Origin of the sequence: Starkeya sp. ORNL1 (assembly GCF_012971745.1) — a bacterium.
Lineage (GTDB): Bacteria > Pseudomonadota > Alphaproteobacteria > Rhizobiales > Xanthobacteraceae > Ancylobacter.
Genome location: NZ_CP048834.1, coordinates 3,172,887 through 3,197,849 on the forward strand (window position 1 = coordinate 3,172,887; position 24,963 = coordinate 3,197,849).

Here is a 24,963-nt window from a genome sequence, read left to right on the forward strand (position 1 = left end):
GCCCGCCCGCAAACCAAGGCCCGTCCCATGATCTCCCGCTTCTTCATCGAACGGCCGGTCCTCTCCAACGTCCTGGCGCTGGTCTTCGTGCTGATCGGAGCGGTCGCGCTGTTCGGCCTGCCGGTGTCGCAATATCCGAACGTGGTGCCGGCCACGGTGCAGGTCACCACGCGCTATCCCGGCGCCAGCGCCCGCACCCTGGTGGATACTGTCGCGCTGCCGATCGAGCAGCAGGTGAACGGCGTCCAGGGCATGCTCTATATGCAGAGCACAAGCGCCAGCGACGGCAGCTATACGCTCACCGTCACCTTCGCCATCGGCACCGATCCGGATATGGCGCAGGTGCTGGTACAGAACCGTGTCGCCATCGCCATGTCGTCGCTGCCGACGGCGGTGCAGGTGCAGGGCGTGACGACGCAGAAAAAGTCGACCTCCATCCTGCAGTTCGTCACGCTGTTCTCGCCGGACAACAAATTCGACAGCCTGTTCCTCGCCAATTACGGCGTCATCAACCTGCAGGACGAGATTGCCCGCCTGCCCGGCGTCGGCAATGTGAACATCTTCGGCTCCGGCCAATACGCCATGCGGGTCTGGCTCGATCCGAACCAGTTGCAGGCGCGCGGCCTCACGCCGGAGGACGTGACCAATGCGATCCAGCAGGAGAGCCAGGAGGTCGCCTCCGGCGTGGTGGGCGCGCCGCCGGTGCCGAGCGGCCAGAATTTCCAGTTCACGCTGAACGTCGCCGGCCGGCTGAACGATGCCGCCGACTATGAGAATATCATCGTCAAGGTCGATAACCAGAATGGCGGGCGCATCACCCGCCTGCGCGATGTCGCGCGGGTCGAGATCGGGGCGCAGACCTACAGCCAGATCTTCACCTTCAACGGCAAGCCGGCGGCGGCGCTCGGCATCTATCAATTGCCAGAGGCGAACTCGCTCCAGGTGGCGACCGAAGTCCGCGCCAAGATGACGGAGCTGGCCAAGAGCTTCCCGCCCGGCCTCTCCTACGAGATTCCGTTCGACACCACGGTGTTCGTCAATGCCTCGATCACCGAGGTCTACAAGACGCTGTTCGAAGCCGGCATCCTGGTGCTGATCGTCATCCTCGTCTTCCTCCAGGACTGGCGGGCGACGCTGGTGCCGGCGACCACGGTTCCCGTGACCATCATCGGCACATTCGCGGCAATGGCGGCGATGGGGTTCTCGGTGAACCTCTCGACGCTGTTCGCCATCGTGCTCGCCATCGGCATCGTGGTCGACGACGCCATCGTCATCGTCGAAGGCGTGGCGCGGCATATCGAGCGCGGATTGCCGAACCGCGAGGCGGCCGAGAAGGCGATGGACGAATTGTTCGGCCCGATCATCGGCATCACGCTGGTGCTGATGTCGGTGTTCATTCCAGCGGCCTTCCTGCCGGGCCTCACCGGCCAGCTCTACCAGCAATTCGCCCTGGTGATCGCGGCCACCGCCTTCATCTCCGCCATCAATGCGATGACGCTGAAGCCGACGCAGTGCGCGCTGTGGCTGCGCCCGCCGGTGCCGCCGGAAAAGCGCAACTTCTTCTATCGCGGCTTCAACTGGGTCTATGACCGAGCCGAGCATGCCTATGCCGGACTGATCCGCCATATGGTCCATGCCAGCTATCTGATCGTGCTGGTCGGCCTCGGCCTGATCGGCCTCGCCATGTGGGGCCTCACCAAGGTGCCGACCGGCTTCCTGCCGACCGAGGACCAGGGCTATGTGCTGATCGGCGCGCAACTGCCCGACGGCGCCTCGCTGGAGCGCACCCAGCGGGTGATGGACCGCATCTCCGCCCTTGCCTCGAAGAATCCGGCGGTCGAGAACGTCATCGCCATCAGCGGCATCTCGGTGCTCGACAACAGTGCCACCTTGCCCAATGGCGGCGTCGCCTATGTGATGCTCAAGGACTGGGGCGTGCGCGACAAGGCCGGCCAGGGGCTGCTGGAGGTGTATACCTCGCTCAACCAGGCGCTGCAGTCCGAGATGGAGGCCTTCACCTTCGTGCTGGTGCCGCCGCCTATCCAGGGCATCGGCAATGCCAGCGGCTTCACCATGATGGTGGAGTCGAAGGACGGCAGCTTCGACTTCCCGGAATTGCAGAGCGTGACGCAGACCATCGTCAAGAACGCCTCAACGCAATCGGGACTGGGGCATCTGAGCACCTCGTTCCGGGCATCGGTGCCGCAGCTCTTCATCTCGGTCGATCGCATCAAGGCGGAGACGCTCGGCGTGACCGTCGGCCAGGTGTTCGGCACGCTGCAGGGCTATGTCGGCTCGAGCTACGTCACCCAGTTCAACAAGTTCGGCCAGACCTTCCAGGCCTATATCCAGGCCGATGCGAACCATCGCCGGACACCGGCGGAAATCCTGGATCTCAAGGTCAAGACGCCCTCCGGCGTGATGGTGCCGATCGGCACGCTCGCGCAGATCAAGGAGGTGTTCGGCCCCTCGCTGATCACGCTGTACAATCTCTACCCGGCCTCGACCATCGTCGGCGTACCGGCCGCCGGCTTCTCCTCCGGCCAGGCGCTCTCGCTCATGGAGCAGGCCGCCAACCAGGCGCTGCCGCCGGGCATGGGCTTCGATTGGTCGGCGATGTCGTATCAGGAGAAGGCGGTCGGCAATCAGATCTATTACGTGTTCGGCCTCGCTATCCTGCTGGTCTATTTCGTGCTGGCCGGCCAGTATGAGAGCTGGATCCTGCCGTTCGCGGTGCTGCTCGCGGTGCCGCTCGCCTTGCTCGGCACCGTCGGCGCGCTCACCGGGCTCGGCGTCGCCAACAATCTCTACACCCAGATCGGCCTCATCCTGCTGATTGCGCTCTCGGCGAAGAACGCCATCCTCATCGTCGAGTTTGCCCGCGAGAAACGGGCGGAGGGCATGGAGATCATGGAAGCGGCGACCGAGGCGGCACGGCTGCGCTTCCGCCCGATCCTGATGACCTCCTTCGCCTTCATCCTCGGCGTGCTGCCGCTGGTGCTCGCCACCGGCGCCGGCGCCAACTCGCGCAAGTCGATCGGCATCGCGGTTTTCAGCGGCATGCTGGCCTCCACCTGCCTCGCCGTGCTGTTCGTGCCGTCCTTCTACACGGTGCTCCAGCGCTTCGAGGAGCGCGGCAAGCGCAAGAAGCAGGCAAGCCAGCCGCCGATCGAGCCGGCAGCGGGTGAAGCTCACCCGGCACCATGAACCGGGCGCACCGGGAATCGCGCTCGCCCGCCCGATAAAGCGGCAGGCGGCGGCGCTTCCCTAGGCGCCCGCCGTTGCCGCCGTCCCGGCGGTATCATCGGCCGGCGCAGCGCGCGCGGGTGGCACTTGGGTTGGCGGGACCGCCGACCGCGGCAGTTTCGCGGCACGATTCGTGCGTTCCATCAGCGCGCTCGCCGGCCAAGACTTTGTTCCGCGGAGACAGCCGCGTAACCTCGCTTGGCGTGGCGGGCCGTCACGCAGTTTTCAGTCGGTGCCCATGACCATTTTCGCCAGCCTTCACCACGTCACCGCCTACAGCTACGACAAGCCGGTCACGCTGGGGCCCCAGATCATAAGGCTGCGGCCGGCGCCGCACTGCCGCACCCCGGTGAAGAGCTATTCGCTGAAGGTCACGCCGGCGAACCATTTCGTGAACTGGCAGCAGGATCCGTTCGGCAACTGGATGGCGCGCTACGTCTTCCCGGAGCAGACGACCGAGTTCCGCATCGAAGTCGACCTCATCGCGGACATGACGGTCTACAACCCGTTCGATTTCTTCGTCGAGGAATATGCCGACACCCTGCCCTTCGCCTATACGCCGGACCTCGCCAAGGAGCTTGCCCCCTATCTCGAAGCCGAGGAAGGTGGCCCGCTGCTCGACGCCTATGTCGAGGCGGCCCGCCCGAAGGGCGAGACGCCGACCGTCGATTTCCTGGTCGCGCTCAACCAGCAGCTCCAGCAGGACGTCAATTACCTGATCCGCATGGAGCCGGGCGTGCAGGCGCCCGACGAGACGCTGCGCCTTGCTGCCGGGTCGTGCCGCGATTCCGGCTGGCTGCTGGTGCAGATACTGCGCCGGCTCGGCCTCGCCGCCCGCTTCGTCTCCGGCTATCTGATCCAGCTGAAGCCCGACGTGAAGGCGCTCGACGGTCCGACCGGCACCGAAGTCGACTTCACCGATCTGCACGCCTGGTGCGAAGTGTATCTGCCCGGCGCCGGCTGGATCGGCTTCGATCCGACCTCGGGCCTGCTCTGCGGCGAGAGCCATCTGCCGCTGTGCGCGACGCCGAGCTATGTCTCGGCCGCGCCGATCAGCGGCATGGTCGATCCGGCCGAAGTGACCTTCGATTTCGAGATGTCGGTCACCCGCGTCGCCGAGAAGCCGCGCGTCACCCTGCCCTTCTCCGATGAAGCCTGGGCAGCGCTCGATGCGCTGGGATCGCGCGTCGACGGCGACCTCGCGGCGCAGGATGTGCGCCTCACCATGGGCGGCGAGCCGACCTTCATCTCGATCGACGACTATCAGAGCGCGGAGTGGAACACCTCGGCGGTCGGCCCCACCAAGCGGATGCGGGCGGACGACCTGATCCGGCGGCTGCGCCGGCGCTTCGCGCCCGGCGGCATGCTGCATTATGGCCAGGGCAAATGGTATCCCGGCGAGAGCCTGCCGCGCTGGACCTTCTCGCTCTATTGGCGCCGCGACGGCAAGCCGATCTGGCGCGATCCCAGCCTGATCGCCATGGAGAACTATTCCGCCGCCTCCATCACCGGGGCCGAGGAATTCGCCGACAATCTGGCCGAGCGGCTCGGCGTCGGCGAGGAATTCGTCGAACCCGCCTTCGAGGATCCGGCGCACTGGATCCTGAAAGAGGGCGAACTGCCGGAAAACGTCGATCCGCTGGATTCCAAGATCGAGGATCCGGAGGCGCGCGCCCGCATCGCCCGCGTGTTCGAGCGGGGCCTCAGCCGGCCGAGCGGCTTCGTGCTTCCGGTGCAGCGCTGGCAGGCGCGCTCCAAGCGCGGCTGGGTCAGCGAGAAGTGGCGCTTCCGGCGCGGCAAGCTGTTCCTGGTGCCGGGCGACTCGCCGGTCGGCTATCGCCTGCCGCTGGCGACGCTGCCCTGGGTGCCGCCCGCGGCCTACCCTTACGTCAATCCAGCCGACCCGATGACCATCAGCGGCGACCTGCCGGATGTCGAGGCGCTGCACCAGCTCTACCAGCGCACCGGCACCGACGACACCGCGCAGGAGCAGGTCGACCAGATCCTCACCGGCACCGGCGCGGTGCGCACCGCGCTCTCCATCGAGCCACGCGACGGGCGGCTGTGCATATTCATGCCGCCGACCGAGCGGCTGGAAGACTATCTGGAACTGCTCGCCGCGGTGGAGGTGACCGCCGCCGAGCTGAAGCTGCCGGTGCATATCGAAGGCTACACACCGCCGGTCGACCCGCGGCTCAACGTCATCCGCGTCGCGCCCGATCCCGGCGTCATCGAGGTGAACGTCCATCCGGCACAGAACTGGAAGACCTGCGTCGAGATCACCCGCGACCTCTATGACGAGGCACGGCTCTCGCGGCTCGGCACCGAGAAGTTCATGGTGGACGGGCGCCACACCGGAACCGGTGGCGGCAACCACGTCGTGGTCGGTGGCGCGACGCCGCCGGACAGCCCGTTCCTGCGCCGGCCGGACCTGCTCAAGAGCCTCGTCACCTATTGGCAGCGCCATCCCGCGCTGTCCTATCTGTTCTCGGGCCTGTTCATCGGCCCGACCAGCCAGGCGCCGCGCATCGACGAGTCGCGCCACGATTCGCTCTATGAGATCGAGATCGCCATGGCCAATGTGCCGGCACCGGGCAAGGGCTATGCGCCGCCGCCCTGGCTGGTCGACCGGCTGTTCCGCAATCTGCTCACCGACGCCACCGGCAACACCCACCGCTCGGAAATCTGCATCGACAAGCTGTTCTCGCCGGATGGGCCGACCGGCAGGCTCGGCCTCGTCGAGTTCCGCTCCTTCGAGATGCCGCCGGACTGGCGCATGAGCCTCGCCCAGCAATTGCTGCTGCGCGCGCTCATCGCCTGGTTCTGGCGCGAGCCGCAGGAAGGCCGGCTGACGCGCTGGGGCACCGCGCTCACCGACCGCTTCATGTTGCCGCACTTCGTCTGGGCGGACTTCATGGATGTGCTGCACGATCTCGGCCGCGCCGGCTACCGCATGGACCCGATGTGGTTCGAGGCGCAGCGCGAGTTCCGCTTCCCCTATTACGGCCAGGTCGAGCATGGCGGCGTGACGCTGGAGATCCGCCAGGCGCTGGAACCGTGGAACGTGCTGGGCGAAGAGGGCGCGGTCGGCGGCACCGTGCGCTTCGTCGATTCCTCGGTCGAGCGCCTGCAGGTGCGCGTCGAGGGGCTGAACCCTACCCGCCATGTCGTCGCCTGCAACGGGCGGCGCCTGCCGCTGCAGCCGACCGGCCGCTTCGCAGAATTTGTCGCCGGCGTGCGCTACAAGGCGTGGCAGCCGGCCTCGGGCCTGCACCCAACGATACCGGTGCATGTGCCGCTGACCTTCGACATCGTCGATCTGTGGTCGAACCGCTCGCTCGGCGGCTGCGTCTATCACGTCGCGCATCCGGGCGGCCGCAATTACGAGACCTTCCCGGTCAATTCCTATGAGGCGCAGGCGCGCCGGCTGGCGCGCTTCCAGAATTGGGGCCACACCCCGGGCTATCTGTTCGTGCCGCCGGAGGAGCCCGTCGCGGAATTTCCGACGACGCTGGACCTGCGGCGCCCACCCGGCACGTGACCGCCAGGAGCGTGACGCAGGAGCCTCGCCCTCGAACAAAGCGACGCTTTACGGTGGAGAGCGCATGCGCGCGCTTCGCGCAATCTGCGATGCCGTCTAACTTCTGAGAACGCCGACCACGGCGCGACCTTGAGGAATCCATGGCCCGAGCCGGGAGCGAGACGAAGGCGCTGTCACAGCGATTCGAGGCGGAAGCCGTCGAAGCGCTGCTGGCCGGCTATCGCCCGCTGCCGGGCGCCTATGACGAGATGGTCGACGCCGAGGGCAAGCCGAGGGCGCACTGGACGCCGATGCTCGCCGCTTTGGCCGAGATGGGCGTCGACGAGGTGGCCCGGCGCTTCAAGGCGGTCGACCGCCACCTCTACCGCTCCGGCGTGTTCTACCGCGTCTATGACGATCCGAACGGCGGCGAGCGGCCCTGGCCGCTCTCGCATCTGCCGCTCGTCATCAGCGCCGAGGAGTGGCGCAGCCTCGCCAAGGGGCTGGTGCAGCGCGCGCAGATGCTGGAGGGCGTGCTCGCCGATCTCTATGGCGAGGCCGAACTGGTGCGCTCCGGCGCCTTGCCCGCGGCAGCGATCGCCGGCAATCCGGAATTCCTGCGCCCGCTGGTCGGCGTCGACCCGCATGGCGGCAGCTTCCTCAAGCTCTATGCCGCCGATCTCGGCCGCGGGCCGGATGGACGCTGGTGGGTGCTGTCCGACCGCACGCAGTCGCCATCGGGTGCAGGCTATGCGCTGGAAAACCGCATCGCGCTCGCCCGCGCCATGCCGGACCTCGCCCGCTCGTTGAACGTGGTCCGGCTCGCCGGCTTCTTCCAGTCGCTGCGGGCGAGCCTCACCAAGCTCGACCGCTCCGGCGAAGGCCGGGTAGGCCTTCTCACCCCCGGCCCGCTGAACGAGACCTATTTCGAGCACGCCTATCTCGCCCGTTATCTCGGCTTCGTGCTGGTGGAGGGCGAAGACCTCACGGTGCGCGACAATGCGGTCTATGTGCGCACGGTGGCCGGCCTCAAGCGCGCCGACGTGCTGGTGCGCCGCCTCGATGCCGACTTTGCCGATCCGCTGGAACTGAACTCGCGCTCGCGGCTCGGCGTGCCGGGGCTGGTGCAGGCGGTGCGCGCCGGCGGCGTCGCCGTGGTCAATGCGCTGGGCTCGGGCCTCGTCGAGGCCCCCGCCATGATGAGCTTCCTGCCGAAGATCGGCGCGCAGGTGCTGGGCGAGAAGCCGCTGCTCCCCAACGTCGCCACCTGGTGGTGCGGCCAGCCGGCCGAGCGCGAGATCGTGCTCGACGGCATGGAGGATTTCGTGCTGGCTCCGGCGTTCCAGCGCGCCATCCCCGGCCTGATGGAGAACGGCCCGGTGATCGGCGCCGACCTGAAGGCCGAGCAGCGGGTTGCCTTCGAGGCGGCGATCCGCTCGCGCGGCATCGACATTGTCGGGCAGGAGACGGTGCGGCTCTCCACCATGCCGGTCTGGCGCAACGGCAAGCTGGAGCCACGGCCCTTCATCCTGCGCATCTTCCTGGCCGCAACCGAGGAGGGCTGGAAGGTGATGCCCGGCGGCTTCTGCCGGGTCTCGGACAGCCTGGATTCGCGCGCCGTCACCATGCAGAGCGGCGGGCGCTCGGCCGACGTCTGGGTGCTGGACGAGGGCCCGGTCGAGCAGACCACGCTGCTGCCGGCGCCCGGCCGGGTCGATGTGCGCCGCCAGACCGGACCGCTGCCGAGCCGCGCCGCCGACAATTTCTTCTGGCTGGGTCGCTATGTGGAGCGCGCCGAGGCGACGCTGCGCCTGATCCGCACGCTGGTCGGCCGCCTCTCCTCCTCAGCCGAGGGCGGCGCCGCCTCGGTCAGCAAGATGCTCGGGCTGCTGCAAAGCTGGGGCGCGGTGCCGGAGGACATGGTCCGCGCCAAGCCGACCCGCCACGCGCTCGGAGCGCTTACCCGCAAGGATCTGCCGGGCGGCGTACCCGGCCTCATCGAATCGGCACGCCACACCGCCTCGGTGATCCGCGATCGGCTCTCGCCGGATGCCTGGCGCACCCTCGCCGACCTCGCTCTGATGGTGGCGGAGCCGGTGCCGGCAAGCAGCGCCGAACCCGATGCCTATGAACGCGCGGACCGGGCGCTGCGCGCGCTCGCCGCCTTCTCCGGCCTCGCCTCGGAGAACATGAACCGGCTCGCCGGCTGGCGCTTCCTCGACCTCGGCCGGCGCATCGAGCGTTCGATCGTCACTTGCCGCTTTACCCGCTCGCTGGTGAACCAGAATCCCACCGCCGGCACGCTCGACGTGCTGCTGGAGCTCTGCGACAGCCAGATCACCTATCGCTCGCGCTATGTGATGGTGGAAAGCCGCGCCCCGGTGCTCGACCTCGTGCTGCTCGACCCGGTCAATCCGCGCGCGCTGGCCTTCCAGATCGACCGCATCAACGAGCATCTCGACGCCTTGCCCGGCCATCATGGCGACGAGCCGCCGCCGGCCGAGGAGCGCCTCGCCGCCCGCCTCGCCGCGTCCATGCGCGCCTTCGAGGCCAATGAGTTCGACGATGAGCGGCTGCGCACCGTGGAAGCGCAGCTCATGGAGCTGTCAAACGACGTCGCGGAGCGCTATTTCATCCATCGCTCGCCGGTCGAGACGCCGTGGGAGCAGCCGGAATGATCTACGACATCTCGCAGACCACCGGTTACGTCTATGCCTATCCGGTGCCGGTGGCGCGCCATGTGGTGCGCATGGTGCCGGTCGACCGTCCTCGGCAGCGGGTGATCGCGAGCCATTTCAGCGTCGAGCCCGAGCCGGTGGAATGGAGCGAGGCGACCGATTTCTTCGGCAATCGCGTCGCCATCATCCGCATCGAGACCCCGCATACCCGCTTCACCGTGCGCACCAGCGCGCGGGTCGATGTCGCGCCCGCCGAATTCCCCGAGCCGGAGCAGGGGCCGACCTGGGAAGAGGTACGCGAGGAGGCCGCCAACAGCTTCGACCTCAGCCCTGCCTCGCCGGTGCACCATCTCTATGCCAGCCCGGCGGTGCCGCTGACGGCCACCATCACCGAATGGGCGGCAAAGAGCTTTCATCCGGGGCGGCCGATGCTCGCCGGCGCCATCGATCTGATGGACCGGCTGCACGACGAATTCACCTATGATCCCAAGGCGACCGACGTGTCGACGCCGCCGGCGGAGGCCTTTGCCATCCGCCGCGGCGTGTGCCAGGACTTCGCCCACATCATGATCGCGGGCCTGCGCGGGCTCGGCCTGCCCGCCGCCTATGTCAGCGGCTTCCTGCGCACCGAGCCGCCGCCGGGCAAGGAGCGGCTGCAAGGCGCCGACGCCACCCATGCCTGGGTCTCGGTGTGGTGCGGGGAAGCGCTCGGCTGGCAGGGGCTCGATCCCACCAATGCATTGCGGGTCTCGACCGACCATGTCGTGCTCGCCAATGGCCGCGATTATTCCGACGTCGCTCCGGTCGGCGGCGTGCTGTTCGGCTCCGGCAAGCAGAAGCTCTCGGTCGCCGTCGACGTCGTACCGATGGGCGAGAAGAAGACCGTGCGGAAGGTAAGAAGCTGACGCGCCGTCCCGCACGTTCGTTATGTCCGCCTAAATACTACCGTTCGGTAATAAATCAAAAGTGTAACGCGACCACTCGCGGAATAACGTCCATTTCATTGTGCCAATAATTCGCTGACGACTATACCCGCCGCAGGATTGGCAGGGCGGTCGGTACTGCGTGATGAGTTCCAGACACCCCATAAGAATTGCTGTTTTGACCGCGGTGATTGTCATCGCCGCGCTCGGTGCGGGCTTCGTCGCCTATGCGTGGCGCTCGCCGATCGCGGCCATTGCCCAGCCCGAGCCCGCGAGCTTCAAAGCGGGCGAGGTGGAGCGCGGCGCGCAATTGGCCGCGATCGGCGATTGCAACACCTGCCACACCGCCGAGAACGGCAAGCTCTTTGCCGGCGGCCGGGCATTCGTCACGCCGTTCGGCACCATCTATTCCACCAACATCACGCCGGACGCCGAGACCGGCATCGGCAACTGGTCGCTGGCGGCATTCCAGCGCGCCATGCGCGAGGGCGTGGACCGCGAGGGAAACTACCTCTACCCCGCCTTTCCCTATGACCATTTCACCCTGACGCGGGACGACGACATCGGTGCGCTCTACGCCTTCCTGATGACGCGCGAGCCGGCGCGCCAGGAAGCGTCGGCCAACGAGCTCGTCTTCCCGCTCAACCACCGCGTCCTCCTTGCCGGGTGGAAGCTGCTCTTCGTGAGCCCCGGCCCCTATCAGGCGCAGCCGGACCGCGACGAGCTATGGAACCGCGGCGCCTATCTGGCGGAAGGCCTCGGGCATTGCGGCGCCTGCCACACGCCGCGCAACGCCTTCGGCGCGGAGGATAGCGGCCGGCGCTATGCCGGCGCCGACATAGATGGCTGGCACGCCTATCGGCTCGATTCGACAGCGGATGCCCACGTTCCGTGGAGCGAAGACGCCATCTACGCATATCTGCGCAGTGGCTGGCATGGCGATCACGGCGTCGCCCGTGGCCCGATGGCGCCGGTGGTCGAAAATCTCGCCTCGGTTCCCGACGACGATGTGCGCGCCATCGCCCATTATATTGCAGGGATCATGGGCGTGCCGAAGCTGCAGCCCCCGTCGGCTCCGCAGGCGCCGGCCGTCGCCATGAACCAGTCCGGCGCCCGTCCGCAATCGGCGGGAAGCCAGACCTTGCCGCCCATCGCACCCGACGCCGCGACGGCGAGCGATCTCGGCGCCCGCCTCTATGCCGCGAGTTGCGCCGCCTGCCACGAGGCCGGCCGTGCGGTGCCGATCGGCGCCATCAATCTGGCACTCAGCAGCTCGATCACCGGTGCCAGCCCCGACAATCTCCTGCGCATCCTGCTGACGGGAATTCCGGCGAAGGGCGACGGGCAGCGCAATCCCATCATGCCCGGCTTCGCCAACACCATGTCCGATCCGCAGATCCTCGCGCTTGCCACCTATCTGCGCGGTCGCTTCGGCGGACAGCGCCCGGGGTGGGACGACCTGCCGGCGACGCTGTCGCAAGTGCGCACTGACATGAACCCGAAAGCGGGCCGGCAGGCTTCCGCCGCCAGGCCGTGAAGGACGGAACCCATGGAACTCAAGGTCAATGGCACGATCCATCAGCTGGATGCCGATCCCGACACCCCGCTGCTGTATGTGCTCAGGGACGACCTGAAACTGAACGCCGCGAAATATGGCTGCGGGCTCGGGCAATGCGGTGCCTGCACCGTCATGGTCGATGGCGAGGCGGTGTTCTCGTGCGTCACGCCGATATTGCTGCTGGAAGGGCGTTCGGTGACGACGCTGGAGGGGCTCGGCACGATCGAGAGCCCAGCCCCGATCCAGCGTGCCTTTGTCGAGGAACAGGCGGCGCAGTGCGGCTATTGCATTCCCGGCATGATGATGCGGGCGCAGGCGCTGCTGGAAAAGAACCCGGCGCCGACCGACGCCGACATCCGCAAGACCCTGCTCCCTCATCTGTGCCGATGCGGCACCCATATGCGGATCCTGCGCGCCGTCCACCGCGCCGCCGAACTCATGCGGCAACCCGCCAACCCGCCATCCTCCGGGAGCCTGATATGAACGACCTCGCCATGAAGGGCGTGTCGCGCCGTGCCCTGCTGCAGGGTGCCGGCGCGGTCGTGGTCAGCTTCGCACTCGCGCCCGAGGCGATGGCGCAGGCGGTCCAGACCGAGACCCAGACCGGCGGCGACGCCAATGCCAAGCTGCCGGGCAGCCTCAACCAGGCGCCGTTCCTCGACTCATGGATCCGCATCGACGCCAAGGGCGAGGCGACGGTCTTCACCGGCAAGGCGGAACTGGGCCAGGGCATCAGGACTGCGCTCGCCCAGGTCGCCGCCGAGGAACTGGCGCTGCCCATGGCGCGGATCGAGATGATCACCGCCGACACCGGCCTGACCGCCAATGAAGGCTACACCGCGGGCAGCCATACGCTGCAGGACAGCGGCACCGCGATCCGCAATGCGGCGGCGCAGGTGCGCGAGATCCTGCTGGCCGAGGCGGCCCGCCGTCTCGGCCATTCGCCCGAAGAGATGAAGGCGGACAACGGCACCGCCATCGCACCCGATGGCACCAGCCTCACTTATGGCGATCTCGCCGCCGGGCTCGATCTCCATGTCATGGCTGCGCCGCGCTCCAGGCTTACCCCGGCCGAGCAGTTCCGCGTCATGGGCAAGCCGGTCCACCGGCTGGACATTCCCGCCAAGGTCACGGGCACCGCCTATTATGTCCAGGACATGCGCCCCGAGGGGCTCCTGCATGCCCGTGTGGTGCGCCCGCCGAGCTATGGCGCCACGCTGGTCTCGGTCGACAGCGGCGCGGTGGAACGCCTTCCCGGCGTGGTCAAGGTAGTGCGCGACGGCAATTTCCTCGCCGTCGTGGCGCAGAGGGAATACCAGGCCATCAAGGCGATGCGGGCGCTCGCGGCGGCCGCGGAATGGCAAGAGGTGGCAAAGCTGCCCGATGCCAAGCAGTTGCCGCAGACCGTGCTCGGGCTTGCGGCGCGGGAATACACCATTCTCGACAAGCACACGGCGCCGCCGCTTCCCGGCCCGACCATAGAGGCGACCTTCACCCGCCCCTATGTGTCCCATGGCTCGATCGGCCCATCCTGCGCGGTCGCCCTGTCGGACAGCGACATGGTCACGGTCTGGACCCACACGCAGGGCGTCTTTCCCGACCGCAAGGCGATTTCCGAGATGCTCGGCCTGCCGCCGGAGAAGGTGCGCTGCATCCACACCCCGGGCTCGGGCTGCTACGGCCACAATGGAGCCGACGACGCGGGCGCCGACGCGGCCCTCATCGCCACCCAGCTGCCGGGCCGCCCCTTGAAGGTGCAGCTGATGCGCGAGCAGGAGCACGCCTGGGAGCCCTATGGTCCCGCCATGGTGACCAAGGCCGAGGCCCGGCTCGATGCCACTGGCAAGATCGTCGACTGGCACTACAGCGTATGGAGCAATACCCACAATATGCGGCCGGGCAATGCCGGCTCGCTGCTCGCCGGCCAGTTGATGTCCAAGGCGTTCCAGCCGCCGCCGCCCGCGCCGCTGCCGCAGCCGGAAGGCGGCGGCGATCGCAACGGCATCCCTCTCTACGTCTTTCCGAACGCGAAGGTCGACCACTTCTTCCTGCCGGAAATGCCGTTGCGGGTATCCGCGCTGCGCTCGCTCGGGGCCTATTTCAACATCTTCTCGATCGAGAGCTTCATGGACGAGCTGGCCATCGCCGCCCATGCCGATCCCGTGGAGTTCCGCCTCGCCCATCTGGAGGATCCACGCGGGCGCGAGGTCATCAAGCTGGCAGCCGAGAAGTTCGGCTGGAAGCCGGGCCAGAAGGCCCTGGTCGGCCGGGGCTACGGCTTCGCCTTTGCCCGCTACAAGAACCTCGCCGCCTATAGTGCCGTCGCCATGGAAGTGGAGGTGGAACGGGAGACCGGCCAGGTGCGTCTCGTTCGTGCGGTCGCGGCGGTCGACACCGGGGAGATCGTGAACCCGGATGGCGTCCGCAACCAGATGGAAGGCGCGATCATCCAGTCGGCGAGCTGGACGCTGTATGAAAGCGTCGCCTTCGACACCTCCCGCATCACCTCGGTCGACTGGTCGAGCTATCCGATCATGCGTTTCAACGCGGTGCCGGAGAGCATCGAGGTCCATCTCATCGAGCGGCCGGGACTGCCCTTCCTGGGTGCGGGCGAGACCGGACAGGGACCCGCGAGCGCGGCCCTGGGCAATGCGATCGCCAACGCCATCGGTGTCAGGCTGAGGGACTTGCCGCTCTCGCCGGAGCGGGTGAAGGCCGCAGCCGGAATTTGACGTCGGCCGCAAGGTCAGACTGAATGGCGGCGATGGAGCGTTGCCGGCGCGCTCGGCAACCGCCGTATGGCGTTGGCGATCGCGGGGACGCGACAGGTCGATCGTGCCAAGCTAGGTAAAGCGAGGCGAGAGAACGAATCGCGGGCCATGACCGACACCACACGCCGGGCTGACGAGACCGAGACGGTAGAAGGCAATGCGGGCTTCCTGGCGGGGCTCGCCGTCTATCTGCGGCCGCGGGTGCTGATCGTCATATTGCTCGGCTTCTCCTCGGGCCTGCCGCTGGCACTCTCCGGCAACACGCTTACCGTCTGGATGGCCGAATCCAAGGTGAATCTCGCCACTATCGGCCTCTTCGCTCTGGTCGGCGTTCCCTACAATTTCAAATTCGCCTGGGCGCCTCTGGTCGATGCCCTCGACGTGCCGTTCCTGAGCCGCCATCTCGGGCGGCGGCGCGGCTGGCTGGTGTTCACCCAGCTCTTGCTGGCGGTCGCCATCGTCTGGCTCGGCCTCCAGGATCCGGTAGCCTCGCCTTGGCATGTGGCGCTCGGCGCACTGCTGGTCGCCTGCGCGTCCGCTACGCAGGACATCGTGGTCGACGCGTTCCGTGTCGAGAGTCTCGAGACCCGCGAGCAGGCTGCCGGCATGGCCGGCTATGTCGCGGCGTATCGGGTCGGCATGCTGGCCTCGGGTGCCGGCGTGCTGTTGCTGGTGACCTGGTTCGAGGCCATCGGCGTGGCGCGCGCAGACGTCTGGTTCTGGGGCTATGTGGCAGCTGCGCTGATGGTCGGCGTCGGGCTGATCGCCGCGCTGCTGGCCAAGGAACCGCCGCCGCCCGAAAACGTCCTGCCGCGCGAGGAGAATGTCGCCAAGCGCGTGGTACAGACCGCAATCGGCGCCTTCGGCGAATTCCTGTCGCGCCACCTCGCGGTGGCGATCCTGCTGTTCGTCGTGCTGTTCAAATTCTGCGACGCCTTTGCCGGCGTGTTGACCGGCGCCTTCGTCATCGATATCGGCTTCGACAGGGCCACCTATGCCGGCGTCGTCAAGGGAGTCGGCTTCGCGGCAGCGCTGCTCGGCGGCTTTGCCGGCGGTTTCATCGCCCGCGCTCTGCCGCTCTCGACCAGCCTCTGGATTGCCGGCGTGCTGCAGATGGCCTCGAACCTCGCCTTCTCCTGGCAGGCCTATATGGGCGTGAACCTGCCGGCGCTGACACTGACCATCGTGATCGAGAACTTCACCGGGGCCATCGGCACGGTGATCTTCGTCGCCTATCTCTCGGCACTGTGCGGCGCGCGGGCTCACACCGCCACGCAATATGCCCTGCTCACCGCGCTCGCCGCGGTGGGGCGCACCTTCCTCGCCTCGACCGCCGGCTTCGTCGCGACCGAGACCGGATGGGCGTGGTTCTTCGCCGTCACGTCAATAGCGGCACTGCCGGGGCTCGCGGTGCTCGCCTTCCTGCAGTCGCGCGGGCATTTCCGCGAACTGGCGGCGCAGAAACTTTAAACTCCGTCACGACCCGAAACGACAGGCTCTCTGCCACCTCTCCCCATCGGGGAGAGGGAAAGTCATCGGCGCCCTAAAAGGTCGTGCGGGCGCGGATGGCGGCGGCCAGCGTGCCCTCGTCGAGATAATCCAATTCGCCGCCGACCGGCACGCCGTGGGCAAGCCGTGTCACCTTCACCTCGGCGCCGCGCAGCAGGTCCGTGATGTAGTGCGCCGTGGTCTGGCCGTCGACGGTGGCCGGCAGCGCCAGCAGCACCTCCTTGATCGCCGCGTCATGCGCGCGGGTGACCAGGCTCTCCAGATTGAGGTCATCCGGCCCGACGCCGTCGAGCGGCGAGAGGGTGCCACCAAGCACATGGTAGCGGGCATTCACCGCACTGGCGCGCTCCAGCGCCCACAGGTCGGCGACATCGGCGACCACGACCAGCAGCGCCGGATCGCGGGTCGGGTCGGAGCAGACGGTGCAGGGATCGCGCACATCGATGTTGCCGCAGGTGCGGCACACCGTGATCTTGGCGAGCGCCTCGTCGAGCGCGCCGGCGAGCGGCGCCATCAGCGCCTCGCGCTTCTTGATCAGGGTAAGCGCGGCACGCCGCGCCGAGCGCGGGCCGAGCCCCGGCACGCGGGCGAGCAACTGGATCAGGCGTTCGATCTCGGGGCCGGCGACGGCACGTGCCATGGAATCCTCTTCCCGCTCCCTCTAGCGCAGGCCGGCGCCGGACACCATGGTCCGCGGAGGCTGTCTCAAAACGAACCACGTCATCCTGAGGTGCGAGCAAAGCGAGCCTCGAAGGATGCTGAAGCAGAAGACGGCCATCAGGGATGGGCATCCTTCGAGGCCCGGCTGCGCCGGGCGCCTCGCGATGTCGGCACTGCCGACATCGCAGGATGACGTGCCTACTTGAAGGCCGGTTTTGCTCGACACCGTGGAACCTCGTTGCTACCGGGAGGTGGGGACAAGGCGCAAAGCCGCACTGGGGAACCAACGATGATGCGAATGCGCGCGCTGCTCGCTGCGGCCATGTTCGTCGCCGCGGTTACGCCGGCCTTCGCCGCCGAAGGCGCCGCCCTTGACGGTGCGTCAATCTCATTGCTCTGGGGCCTGCCGTTTGCCGGCATGCTGCTCTCCATCGCCATCATGCCACTCGCCGCCGGGCATTTCTGGCACCATCACTACGGCAAGGTGGCGCTGTTCTGGGCGCTCGCCTTCCTGGTGCCGTTCGTGCTGCTGAAGGGCGGCGATCTCGCCATCTATGAGGTCGGCCACGCTGCGTTGCTCGAATACATCCCCTTCATCATCCTGCTGTTCACGCTGTTCACCATTTCCGGCGGCATATTGGTCACCGGCAACCTGCATGGCAGCCCGGGCGTGAACACGTCGATCCTCGCCATTGGCACCGTGCTGGCGAGCCTGATCGGCACCACCGGCGCCTCGATGGTGCTGATCCGCCCGCTGCTGCGGGCCAATGACGACCGGCGCTACAATGTCCACACCGTGGTGTTCTTCATCTTCCTGGTGTCGAACATCGGCGGCTCGCTGACCCCGCTCGGCGATCCGCCGCTGTTCCTCGGCTTCCTCAAGGGGGTCGACTTCTTCTGGACCACGGAGCACCTGTTCCACGACACCGGCGTGCTCGTGGCGATCCTGCTGCCGGTGTTCTATCTGCTCGACCGGTATTTCTACGCCAAGGAAGAGAACCTCCAGCATCTGGTGGATCCTACGCCGGACAGCGAAAAGCTCGGCCTGCGCGGCGTCAGGAACATTCCGCTATTGGCCGGTGTCATCGGCGCCATATTGCTCAGCGCGCTGTGGAAGCCGGGCATCGCCTTCGACGTGCTCGGCACCCATGTCGAACTGCCCTCGGTCGCCCGCGACGTGATCCTCGTCATCCTCGCGGGCATCTCGCTCGCCATCACCCCGACCTTCATCCGCGAGCGCAACGGCTTCGACTGGGAGCCGATCCGCGAAGTGGCGAAGCTGTTCGCGTCGATCTTCCTCACCATCATCCCGGTGATCGCGATCCTGAAGGCCGGCACGGCCGGGCCGATGTCGGGTCTGGTCGATCTGGTGACCAACGATGCCGGTGGGCCGGTGAACGCCGGGTATTTCTGGCTGACCGGCCTGCTGTCCGCCTTCCTCGACAATGCGCCGACCTATCTGGTCTTCTTCAACCTTGCCGGCGGCGACGCGCAGCATCTGATGAACGAGTATCGGGTGACGCTGGAGGCGATCTCGGCGGGCGCGGTGTTCATGGGGGCGATGACCTATATCGGCAACGCGCCGAACTTCATGGTGCTCGCCATCGCTAGGAGCCGCGGCGTAGCCATGCCGAGCTTCTTCGGCTACATGGCCTGGTCCGGCGCCGTGCTGCTGCCGTGCTTCGCATTGCTGACCTGGCTGTTTTTCGTGTAGGCGGCGCGAACTGTGCCCCCGGCTGGCGCCCACCGGGGTAGCAGGCCATTTCCACCGTCATGGCCGGGCTTGTCCCGGCCATCTCGGCCTCTGATGCATGGTCAGGAATCGAGATCCCCGGCACAAGGCCGGGGATGACGGTGTTCTCAGGATTTCCGGTCAGCCCCTAGAGCCCTTTCCGTTCGGATGGAAACATCCGAACGACAGATAAGTGCTCTAGATTCAATAGACTGGAGCAATTCCTCCTCGATCAGATGATTCCATCTGATCGGGAAATGCTCTAGAAATCACTCCGCGGCGATTGCCACGCGGGGCTGGGCGTCGCGGACTTCGTCGTCCACTTCAGTCTCGAAGCGGGTGAAGTTCTCCGCGAACATGCCGACCAGCTTGCGCGCGGTCTCCTCGAACTCGGCCGGGTCGACCCAGCTCTTGGCCGGGTTGAGCAGATGCGGCTCGACGCCGGGCAGCGAAGTCGGCACCGCAAAACCGAAATAGGGATCGGTGCGGAAGTCCGCCTCCTTCAGCGAGCCGTCGAGCACGGCATTCAGCAGGCGCCGTGTCACCTCGATCGGCATGCGCCGGCCGACGCCGTACTTGCCGCCGGTCCAGCCCGTATTGACCAACCAGCAATCGACATCGTGCAGGATAATGAGGTCGCGCAGCATATTGCCGTACACCGAGGGGTGCCGCGGCATGAAGGGCGCGCCGAAACAGGTGGAGAAGGTCGCCTGCGGCTCGCTCACGCCCTTCTCGGTGCCGGCGACCTTGGCGGTATAGCCGGACAGGAAGTGGTACATCGCCTCCGCCGGGGTGAGCTTGGCGATCGGCGGCATCACGCCGAAGGCGTCGCAGGTCAGCATCACGACGTTCTTCGGGGCCGCGGCGCGACCGGTGCGGCTGGCATTGGCGACGGCGTCCAGCGGATAGGCGGCGCGGGCATTCTCGGCGAGCGCGGCGCTGTCGAAGTTCGGTACCCTCGTGTCGGTGTCGATCACCACGTTCTCCAGCACCGCGCCGAAGCGCGTTACCGCCGCATAGATTTCCGGCTCGGCCTTCTTCGACAGATGGATGGTCTTGGCGTAGCAGCCGCCCTCGAAATTGAAGATGCCCTCGTCGCTCCAGCCATGCTCGTCATCGCCGATCAGCGTGCGCGAGGCATCCGCGGAAAGCGTGGTCTTGCCGGTGCCGGACAGGCCGAAGAACACCGCGCTGTCGCCATGGTCGCCGACATTGGCGGAACAGTGCATCGGCAGCACGTCCTTCGAAGGCAGCAAATAGTTCAGATAGCTGAACACCGACTTCTTCATCTCGCCGGCATAGGAGGTGCCGCCGATCAGCACCAGGCCGTTGGTGTAGTCGCAGGCGATGATGGTCTCGGTGCGCACGCCGTGCCGGTCCGGATCGGCACGGAAGCTCGGCAGGCAGAGGATGGTGAAGCCGGGGTCGAAATCCTCGATCTCGGCGCGGTCCGGCCGGCGCAGCACGGTGCGGATGAACAGGGCGTGCCAGGCATGCTCGCAATAGACCCGCACATTGATGCGGTGGGCGGGATCGGCGCCGCCATGAAGGTCCTGCGCGAACAGCGAGCGGGTGCTGGCGAAGGCGAGGAAATCCTGCTTGAGGAGGTCGAACTGCTCACGGCTGATGGCGTTGTTGTTGTCCCACCAGATCTCGTTCTCGGTCGCCTCGTCGCGGATGATGAAGCGGTCCCGGGGGCTGCGGCCGGTGTGGATGCCGGTTTCGGCGGCAAGCGCGCCGTCAGCGGTCAGCCGCGCCTCGCCACGGGCAATGGAGCGCTCATAGAGCGCGGCCTCGGTAAGGTTGAAGAACACCATGCCCGGCCCCTCGAGGCCAAAGGACTGGGTGCTCAGCCGCGGATTGCGCAAACCGGTTTCCTGCATGGTTTCCTCCTCCACCCAGGGGCTGCGCGGGAGCCGCGCCCTGTCATGCCGACCGCATCATTGCCTTATCCGCATGACCCTAGAATCGCCCCTGATAACGTCTTCGCTGCGACTTGTGCTGATTTTGTGGCACGCCGTCGCGCATATGTCACGTTGAGCCGGACCATGCCAAGCCGTCAACAGACAGATGAATCTGTGGATGCTTGGGACGATGCTTGCCGCGTTCAAACGTTTGGCATGCTGCATCGCGAAAGACCGAGTCGCCACACCGCAGAATTATGAGAATAATGAGTTTACATACAAATCTGCTGCATCCCGGTGCCGCCGCCGCGGAAGCCATATGATACAAGGCTCCGTGGCAGCGTCGGGATCCCCGGCTCAGGCGCCGCGCGCCTGGTGCGCCAATTCCACCAAAGCGGCGCGCAATTCTCCCGGCCCAGTGATGCGGCGCGGGAAGTCGAGGCGCCGCACCCGGGCGTCCAGCATCAGGTCGCAGCCTTCCGGATCGAGCCCGATGATGCGCCATGCCCCGGCCGGGGCGCCGAGCAGCACCGTGGCGTAAAGCGCGATCGCATCGGCATGGTCGGCGTTCATGTGCTCCACCGCCCCCGCCTCCGCCGCCAGCATCGATTCGGCGCCGGCAAGGTCGGTGAGGAGGTCGTCGCGGACGAGATCGACGATGCGACCGAAGCCGGCGACGAGATGCGCGTCCTCCAGTTCGAGACGGTAGAAGCCGAAATCGGCGAAGCCGGCAAAGCCGGCGGCGTCGGGATGACGCAGCAGATAGCGCCGGCGCGCCTCTTCGCCGGCCTCCGGCGTCACCCGCCCCTTCAGGCTGATGCGCGCGCCCTCCAGTTCGCTGCCGTCGCGGCGCTCCTCCAAGAGCAGGCTGGCGCGCGAATCAGTCTTCAGATTGCGGGTGTGGCGAGCGAGATTGGAGAGCAGCAGCACCGGCGTGGCGTCAGTGAGCGTCGCAACCTGCACCAGCGAGGCATAGGGCGCGCCATCGGGATCCAGCGTCGCCAGCGCCGCGGTACGTGCCTCGCGCAGCAAGCGTTTTGCCGCGTCGGCGGCCTTGAAGGCGGGCGCTGATTCGCCGCTCATCTGCGTCATCTCCGTCGGTGAACATTGCTGTACATGCCTTCCCGGATTCGCTCGGAATGGCAACTTCTTGGCCTTGCCGCTGAAAACGCGCTATTTTCAAGCGATGGCCATTGCGTGTCACATTATGGCCACGCCGGCACGGTTCACCGCCATAAGCGCAACGCCGCGGCCGAACAGGAAAGTTTGCTCATGCCGACCATCGCCCTCGTCGACGACGACCGCAACATCCTGACCTCCGTGTCGATTGCGCTCGAATCGGAAGGCTACCGGATCCAGACCTATACGGACGGCGCCACCGCGCTCGACGGTTTCAAGACCAATCCGCCGGACCTCGCCATCTTCGATATCAAGATGCCGCGCATGGACGGTATGGAGCTGCTGCGGCGGCTGCGCCAGAAGAGCGACATGCCGGTGATCTTCCTCACCTCCAAGGATGACGAGATCGACGAATTGTTCGGCCTCAAGATGGGCGCCGACGACTTCATCAAGAAGCCGTTCTCGCAGCGCCTGCTGGTCGAACGGGTGAAGGCGGTGCTGCGCCGCTTCGCGCCGAAGGACGGCACGTTGCCGCGCGAGACCGACAGCGCCAAGGTGCTGGAGCGCGGCCAGCTGCGCATGGACCCGGAGCGCCACACCTGCACCTGGAAGGGCGAGAACGTCACCCTCACGGTCACCGAGTTCCTCATCCTGCAGGCACTGGCGACCCGCCCCGGCGTGGTGAAAAGCCGCAACGCCCTGATGGATGCGGCGTATGACGATCAGGTCTATGTCGATGACCGCACGATCGACAGCCACATCAAGCGGCTTCGCAAGAAGTTCAAGGTCGTCGACGATAATTTCGAGATGATCGAGACGCTGTACGGCGTCGGCTATCGCTTCAAGGAGTAGCGCCGCTTTGCTCGATCCGGACTCCGCGCGGACCACTTCCGTCGACGACGACGAGGGTGGGGACGAACGGGACGTCATGCCGAAGCGGCACGGCGCAATGGTCCATTTCGGCCGGATCGCCGACATGCTTGCCGCCTTGCGCCGCATGCGGCGCTTCGTGGCCTTCAAGAGCTTCTCCAGCCTCACCCGCCGCATCGTCCTGCTGAACCTCGCCGGCATGTGCGTGCTGGTATCGGGCATCCTCTATCTCTCCGAATTCCGCGCCGGGCTGATCGACGCCCGGGTGCAGAGCCTCCTGGTGCAGGGCGAGATCATCGCCGGCGCCATCGCCGCCTCCGCGCAGGTCGAGACCAACGCCATCACCATCGATCCCGAGCGCCTGCTGGAGTTGCAGGCCGGCGAGAGCTACGGGCCAGGTGAGGAAGGCTTCGCGCCGCTGGAGTTCCCGATCAATCCCGAACGCGTCGCGCCGGTGCTGAAGCGCCTGGTGGAGCCGACCGGCACCCGGGCTCGCATCTATGACCGCGACGGCGCGCTGCTCCTGGATTCCCGCTCGCTCTATTCGCGCGGCGAGATCCTGCGCTTCGAATTGCCCGCCCCCACCACGCGCAAGCCGAACTGGATGGAGCGCGGCTGGAACAGCGTCCAGATGTGGTTCTCGCGCGGCGACCTGCCGCTCTACAAGGAGCTAGGCCCCAATAACGGCAAGGGCTATCCGGAGGTCGTCGCCGCGCTCTCCGGGCAGAAGTCGAGCGCCGTGCAGGTCAATGACCGCGGCCAGGTCATCGTCTCGGTCGCGGTGCCGGTGCAGCGCTTCCGCGCCATTCTCGGCGCGCTGCTGCTGTCCACCCAGGGCGGCGAGATCGACGAGGCGGTAGCGGCGGAGCGCTTCGTCATCGTGCGCGTGTTCCTCGTCGCCATGGCGGTGATGGTGGTGCTGTCCTTCCTGCTCGCCGGCACCATCGCCGGGCCGGTGCGCAAGCTCGCCGACGCGGCGGAGCGGGTGCGCCGCCGCACCCGTTCGCGCGTCGAGATCCCGGATTTCACCCAGCGCTCGGACGAGATCGGGCATCTGTCCGGCGCGCTGCGCGACATGACCGACGCGCTCTATACCCGCATCGAGGCGATCGAGAGCTTTGCCGCCGACGTCTCGCACGAGCTGAAGAACCCGCTCACCTCGCTGCGCTCCGCGGTCGAGACGCTGCCGCTGGCCAAAAACGACATCTCCCGCGGCCGGCTGATGGAGGTGATCCAGCACGATGTGAGGCGGCTCGACCGCCTCATCACCGATATTTCCGACGCCAGCCGGCTCGACGCCGAATTGCAGCGGCAGGAATCGGAGCCGGTCGACCTCACGCGCCTCTTGAAGACCGTGGTCGGGGTGCAGAACGATGTGCGCCGCGGCGACGGGGTGAGCGTCAACCTCGAATTCGAGCACGCGCCGGGCGCCAGCGGCGAGTTCGTGGTGCCGGGCCACGATTCCCGGCTCGGCCAGGTCATCAATAACCTGATCGACAATGCCCGCTCCTTCTCGCCGCGTGGCGGCGAGGTGCGGGTCACCTGTCGGCGGCACAAGGAGACAGTGGAGATCGTGGTCGATGATGACGGCCCCGGCATCCCGCCGCACGCGCTGGCCCGCATCTTCGAGCGCTTCTACACCGACCGCCCGGAGGAGCAGGGTTTCGGCCAGAATTCCGGGCTCGGGCTTTCCATCTCGCGGCAGATCGTCGACGCCCATGGCGGGCGCATCTGGGCCGAGAACCGAGTCGCCGAGACGGCGAAGCCAAAGCCGAAGCCCAAGCGCAAGACCCGGGCGGCAAAGGCCAAGGCGGAGGCCGTGAAGACGGAGGCCGGCGAGGAACTCGCCACTGTGCCCGATACCGTGCCGGCCGAGGCGGAGATCCAGGCGCCGCCGAGGGACCATGTCGGCGCGCGCTTCATCGTCCGCCTGCCGGCCGCCTGAGGCCCGAAATGTCCGACGATCCCGCCAGTATCCATGGATCGTGCGTCGTGGTCGGCGAAACCGGGGTGCTGATCCGCGGACCGTCCGGCGCCGGCAAGTCCGAGCTTGCCTTCGCCCTGATCCTGGCCGGGCGCAGCGGCGTCATCCCCCCGGTGCGGCTCGTCGCCGACGACCGGGTGATCGTCACAGTGCGCGACGGACGACTCCTGGCCGCGGTGCCCGACGCCATTGCCGGGCTGATCGAGGTCCGCGGCATCGGCATCCGGCGCCTGCCGTTCGCCAGCGAGGCGGTTATTGGCCTTGTCATCGACCTCGCGGCGCCCGACGGGGCGCGGCTGCCACAGCCGGAGGCGCTACGTACCGTGCTGGACGGCGTCATCGTGCCGCGCCTGCCGATCGCTCCCGGCGCCGACCCGCTACTGCCGGTGATCGCCCTCCTGACGACGCAGGATGCGTCGCCGTGAGGGCTAAGTCATAAACAACGTCATTCCTGAGGTGCCCGGCTTCAGCCGGGCCTCGAAGGATGCC

The 24,963-nt window shown here is 67.0% G+C and carries 15 protein-coding genes; 12 read left to right on the forward strand and 3 right to left on the reverse strand.

Annotated elements, in window-relative coordinates; translation table 11 throughout:
- The first annotated feature begins 27 nt into the window (after positions 1-27).
- The 8 genes from G3545_RS15120 (at position 28) to G3545_RS15155 (ending at position 16,166) form a co-directional block, all read left to right on the forward strand.
- Complete coding sequence (locus G3545_RS15120; RefSeq protein WP_170013968.1) at positions 28-3,207, forward strand: multidrug efflux RND transporter permease subunit; 3,180 nt, start codon at positions 28-30, stop codon at positions 3,205-3,207.
- Between the two features lie 277 nt (positions 3,208-3,484).
- Positions 3,485-6,787 (forward strand): transglutaminase family protein, encoded by a 3,303-nt coding sequence (locus G3545_RS15125; protein ID WP_170013970.1) that lies wholly within the window; start codon positions 3,485-3,487, stop codon positions 6,785-6,787.
- Between the two features lie 140 nt (positions 6,788-6,927).
- Positions 6,928-9,444 carry a circularly permuted type 2 ATP-grasp protein gene (locus G3545_RS15130; RefSeq protein ID WP_170013972.1) on the forward strand — a complete coding sequence of 839 codons (2,517 nt, stop codon included), beginning with the start codon at positions 6,928-6,930 and terminating at the stop codon, positions 9,442-9,444.
- Complete coding sequence (locus G3545_RS15135) at positions 9,441-10,349, forward strand: transglutaminase family protein (protein WP_170013974.1); 909 nt, start codon at positions 9,441-9,443, stop codon at positions 10,347-10,349. The genes G3545_RS15130 and G3545_RS15135 overlap by 4 nt, the downstream gene beginning before the upstream one ends.
- 205 nt (positions 10,350-10,554) lie before the next feature.
- Positions 10,555-11,904 carry a cytochrome c gene (locus tag G3545_RS15140; protein WP_246702897.1) on the forward strand — a complete coding sequence of 450 codons (1,350 nt, stop codon included), beginning with the start codon at positions 10,555-10,557 and terminating at the stop codon, positions 11,902-11,904.
- A 12-nt stretch (positions 11,905-11,916) separates the two neighbouring features.
- Positions 11,917-12,408: a (2Fe-2S)-binding protein gene (locus G3545_RS15145; RefSeq protein ID WP_170013978.1), complete on the forward strand. Its 492-nt coding sequence runs from the start codon at positions 11,917-11,919 to the stop codon at positions 12,406-12,408.
- Positions 12,405-14,657 carry a molybdopterin cofactor-binding domain-containing protein gene (locus tag G3545_RS15150; protein ID WP_246702420.1) on the forward strand — a complete coding sequence of 751 codons (2,253 nt, stop codon included), beginning with the start codon at positions 12,405-12,407 and terminating at the stop codon, positions 14,655-14,657. The genes G3545_RS15145 and G3545_RS15150 overlap by 4 nt, the downstream gene beginning before the upstream one ends.
- Before the next feature lie 147 nt (positions 14,658-14,804).
- Positions 14,805-16,166 (forward strand): MFS transporter, encoded by a 1,362-nt coding sequence (locus tag G3545_RS15155; RefSeq protein WP_170013980.1) that lies wholly within the window; start codon positions 14,805-14,807, stop codon positions 16,164-16,166.
- Between the two features lie 73 nt (positions 16,167-16,239).
- On the opposite strand, the gene recR is transcribed toward G3545_RS15155, so the two are convergent.
- Positions 16,240-16,845, reverse strand: coding sequence for a recombination mediator RecR (gene recR, locus G3545_RS15160; protein ID WP_170013982.1), 606 nt, complete (start codon positions 16,843-16,845; stop codon positions 16,240-16,242).
- A 312-nt stretch (positions 16,846-17,157) separates the two neighbouring features.
- On the opposite strand from recR, the gene G3545_RS15165 reads away from it, so the two are divergent.
- Positions 17,158-18,579: a sodium:proton antiporter gene (locus G3545_RS15165; protein ID WP_170018095.1), complete on the forward strand. Its 1,422-nt coding sequence runs from the start codon at positions 17,158-17,160 to the stop codon at positions 18,577-18,579.
- 287 nt (positions 18,580-18,866) lie between these two features.
- Here the strand turns inward: G3545_RS15165 and G3545_RS15170 are convergent, their stop codons facing one another.
- Both G3545_RS15170 and G3545_RS15175 read right to left on the reverse strand, forming a co-directional pair.
- On the reverse strand, positions 18,867-20,480 hold the full coding sequence (locus tag G3545_RS15170; protein WP_170013984.1) for a phosphoenolpyruvate carboxykinase: 1,614 nt from the start codon (positions 20,478-20,480) through the stop codon (positions 18,867-18,869).
- Positions 20,481-20,858: 378 nt separating this feature from the next.
- The gene (locus tag G3545_RS15175) at positions 20,859-21,584 is read right to left on the reverse strand and encodes a DUF2470 domain-containing protein (protein ID WP_170013986.1); all 726 of its coding nucleotides are present in this window, start codon (positions 21,582-21,584) and stop codon (positions 20,859-20,861) included.
- Between the two features lie 189 nt (positions 21,585-21,773).
- Between G3545_RS15175 and G3545_RS15180 the strand changes: the two genes are divergently transcribed.
- The 3 genes from G3545_RS15180 (at position 21,774) to G3545_RS15190 (ending at position 24,899) form a co-directional block, all read left to right on the forward strand.
- Entirely contained in the window at positions 21,774-22,472 is a 699-nt protein-coding gene (locus G3545_RS15180; RefSeq protein ID WP_170013988.1) for a response regulator transcription factor, read from the forward strand.
- A gap of 124 nt (positions 22,473-22,596) precedes the next feature.
- Complete coding sequence (locus tag G3545_RS15185; RefSeq protein WP_246702898.1) at positions 22,597-24,435, forward strand: sensor histidine kinase; 1,839 nt, start codon at positions 22,597-22,599, stop codon at positions 24,433-24,435.
- Positions 24,436-24,443: 8 nt separating this feature from the next.
- Entirely contained in the window at positions 24,444-24,899 is a 456-nt protein-coding gene (locus G3545_RS15190) for an HPr kinase/phosphatase C-terminal domain-containing protein (RefSeq protein ID WP_170013990.1), read from the forward strand.
- The last annotated feature ends 64 nt before the right edge of the window (positions 24,900-24,963 follow it).

Excerpts from the sequence above, each read along its gene's own strand:
- G3545_RS15130 (WP_170013972.1), top strand. The coding sequence starts at position 6,928 with ATGGCCCGAGCCGGGAGCGAGACGAAGGCGCTGTCACAGCGATTCGAG.
- G3545_RS15135 (WP_170013974.1), top strand. The coding sequence starts at position 9,441 with ATGATCTACGACATCTCGCAGACCACCGGTTACGTCTATGCCTATCCG.
- G3545_RS15185 (WP_246702898.1), top strand. The coding sequence starts at position 22,597 with ATGCTTGCCGCCTTGCGCCGCATGCGGCGCTTCGTGGCCTTCAAGAGC.
- G3545_RS15170 (WP_170013984.1), bottom strand. The coding sequence starts at position 20,480 with ATGCAGGAAACCGGTTTGCGCAATCCGCGGCTGAGCACCCAGTCCTTT.
- G3545_RS15180 (WP_170013988.1), top strand. The coding sequence starts at position 21,774 with ATGCCGACCATCGCCCTCGTCGACGACGACCGCAACATCCTGACCTCC.
- recR (WP_170013982.1), bottom strand. The coding sequence starts at position 16,845 with ATGGCACGTGCCGTCGCCGGCCCCGAGATCGAACGCCTGATCCAGTTG.
- G3545_RS15190 (WP_170013990.1), top strand. The coding sequence starts at position 24,444 with ATGTCCGACGATCCCGCCAGTATCCATGGATCGTGCGTCGTGGTCGGC.
- G3545_RS15150 (WP_246702420.1), top strand. The coding sequence starts at position 12,405 with ATGAACGACCTCGCCATGAAGGGCGTGTCGCGCCGTGCCCTGCTGCAG.
- G3545_RS15175 (WP_170013986.1), bottom strand. The coding sequence starts at position 21,584 with ATGAGCGGCGAATCAGCGCCCGCCTTCAAGGCCGCCGACGCGGCAAAA.
- G3545_RS15165 (WP_170018095.1), top strand. The coding sequence starts at position 17,158 with ATGCGAATGCGCGCGCTGCTCGCTGCGGCCATGTTCGTCGCCGCGGTT.
- G3545_RS15125 (WP_170013970.1), top strand. The coding sequence starts at position 3,485 with ATGACCATTTTCGCCAGCCTTCACCACGTCACCGCCTACAGCTACGAC.
- G3545_RS15155 (WP_170013980.1), top strand. The coding sequence starts at position 14,805 with ATGACCGACACCACACGCCGGGCTGACGAGACCGAGACGGTAGAAGGC.
- G3545_RS15120 (WP_170013968.1), top strand. The coding sequence starts at position 28 with ATGATCTCCCGCTTCTTCATCGAACGGCCGGTCCTCTCCAACGTCCTG.
- G3545_RS15145 (WP_170013978.1), top strand. The coding sequence starts at position 11,917 with ATGGAACTCAAGGTCAATGGCACGATCCATCAGCTGGATGCCGATCCC.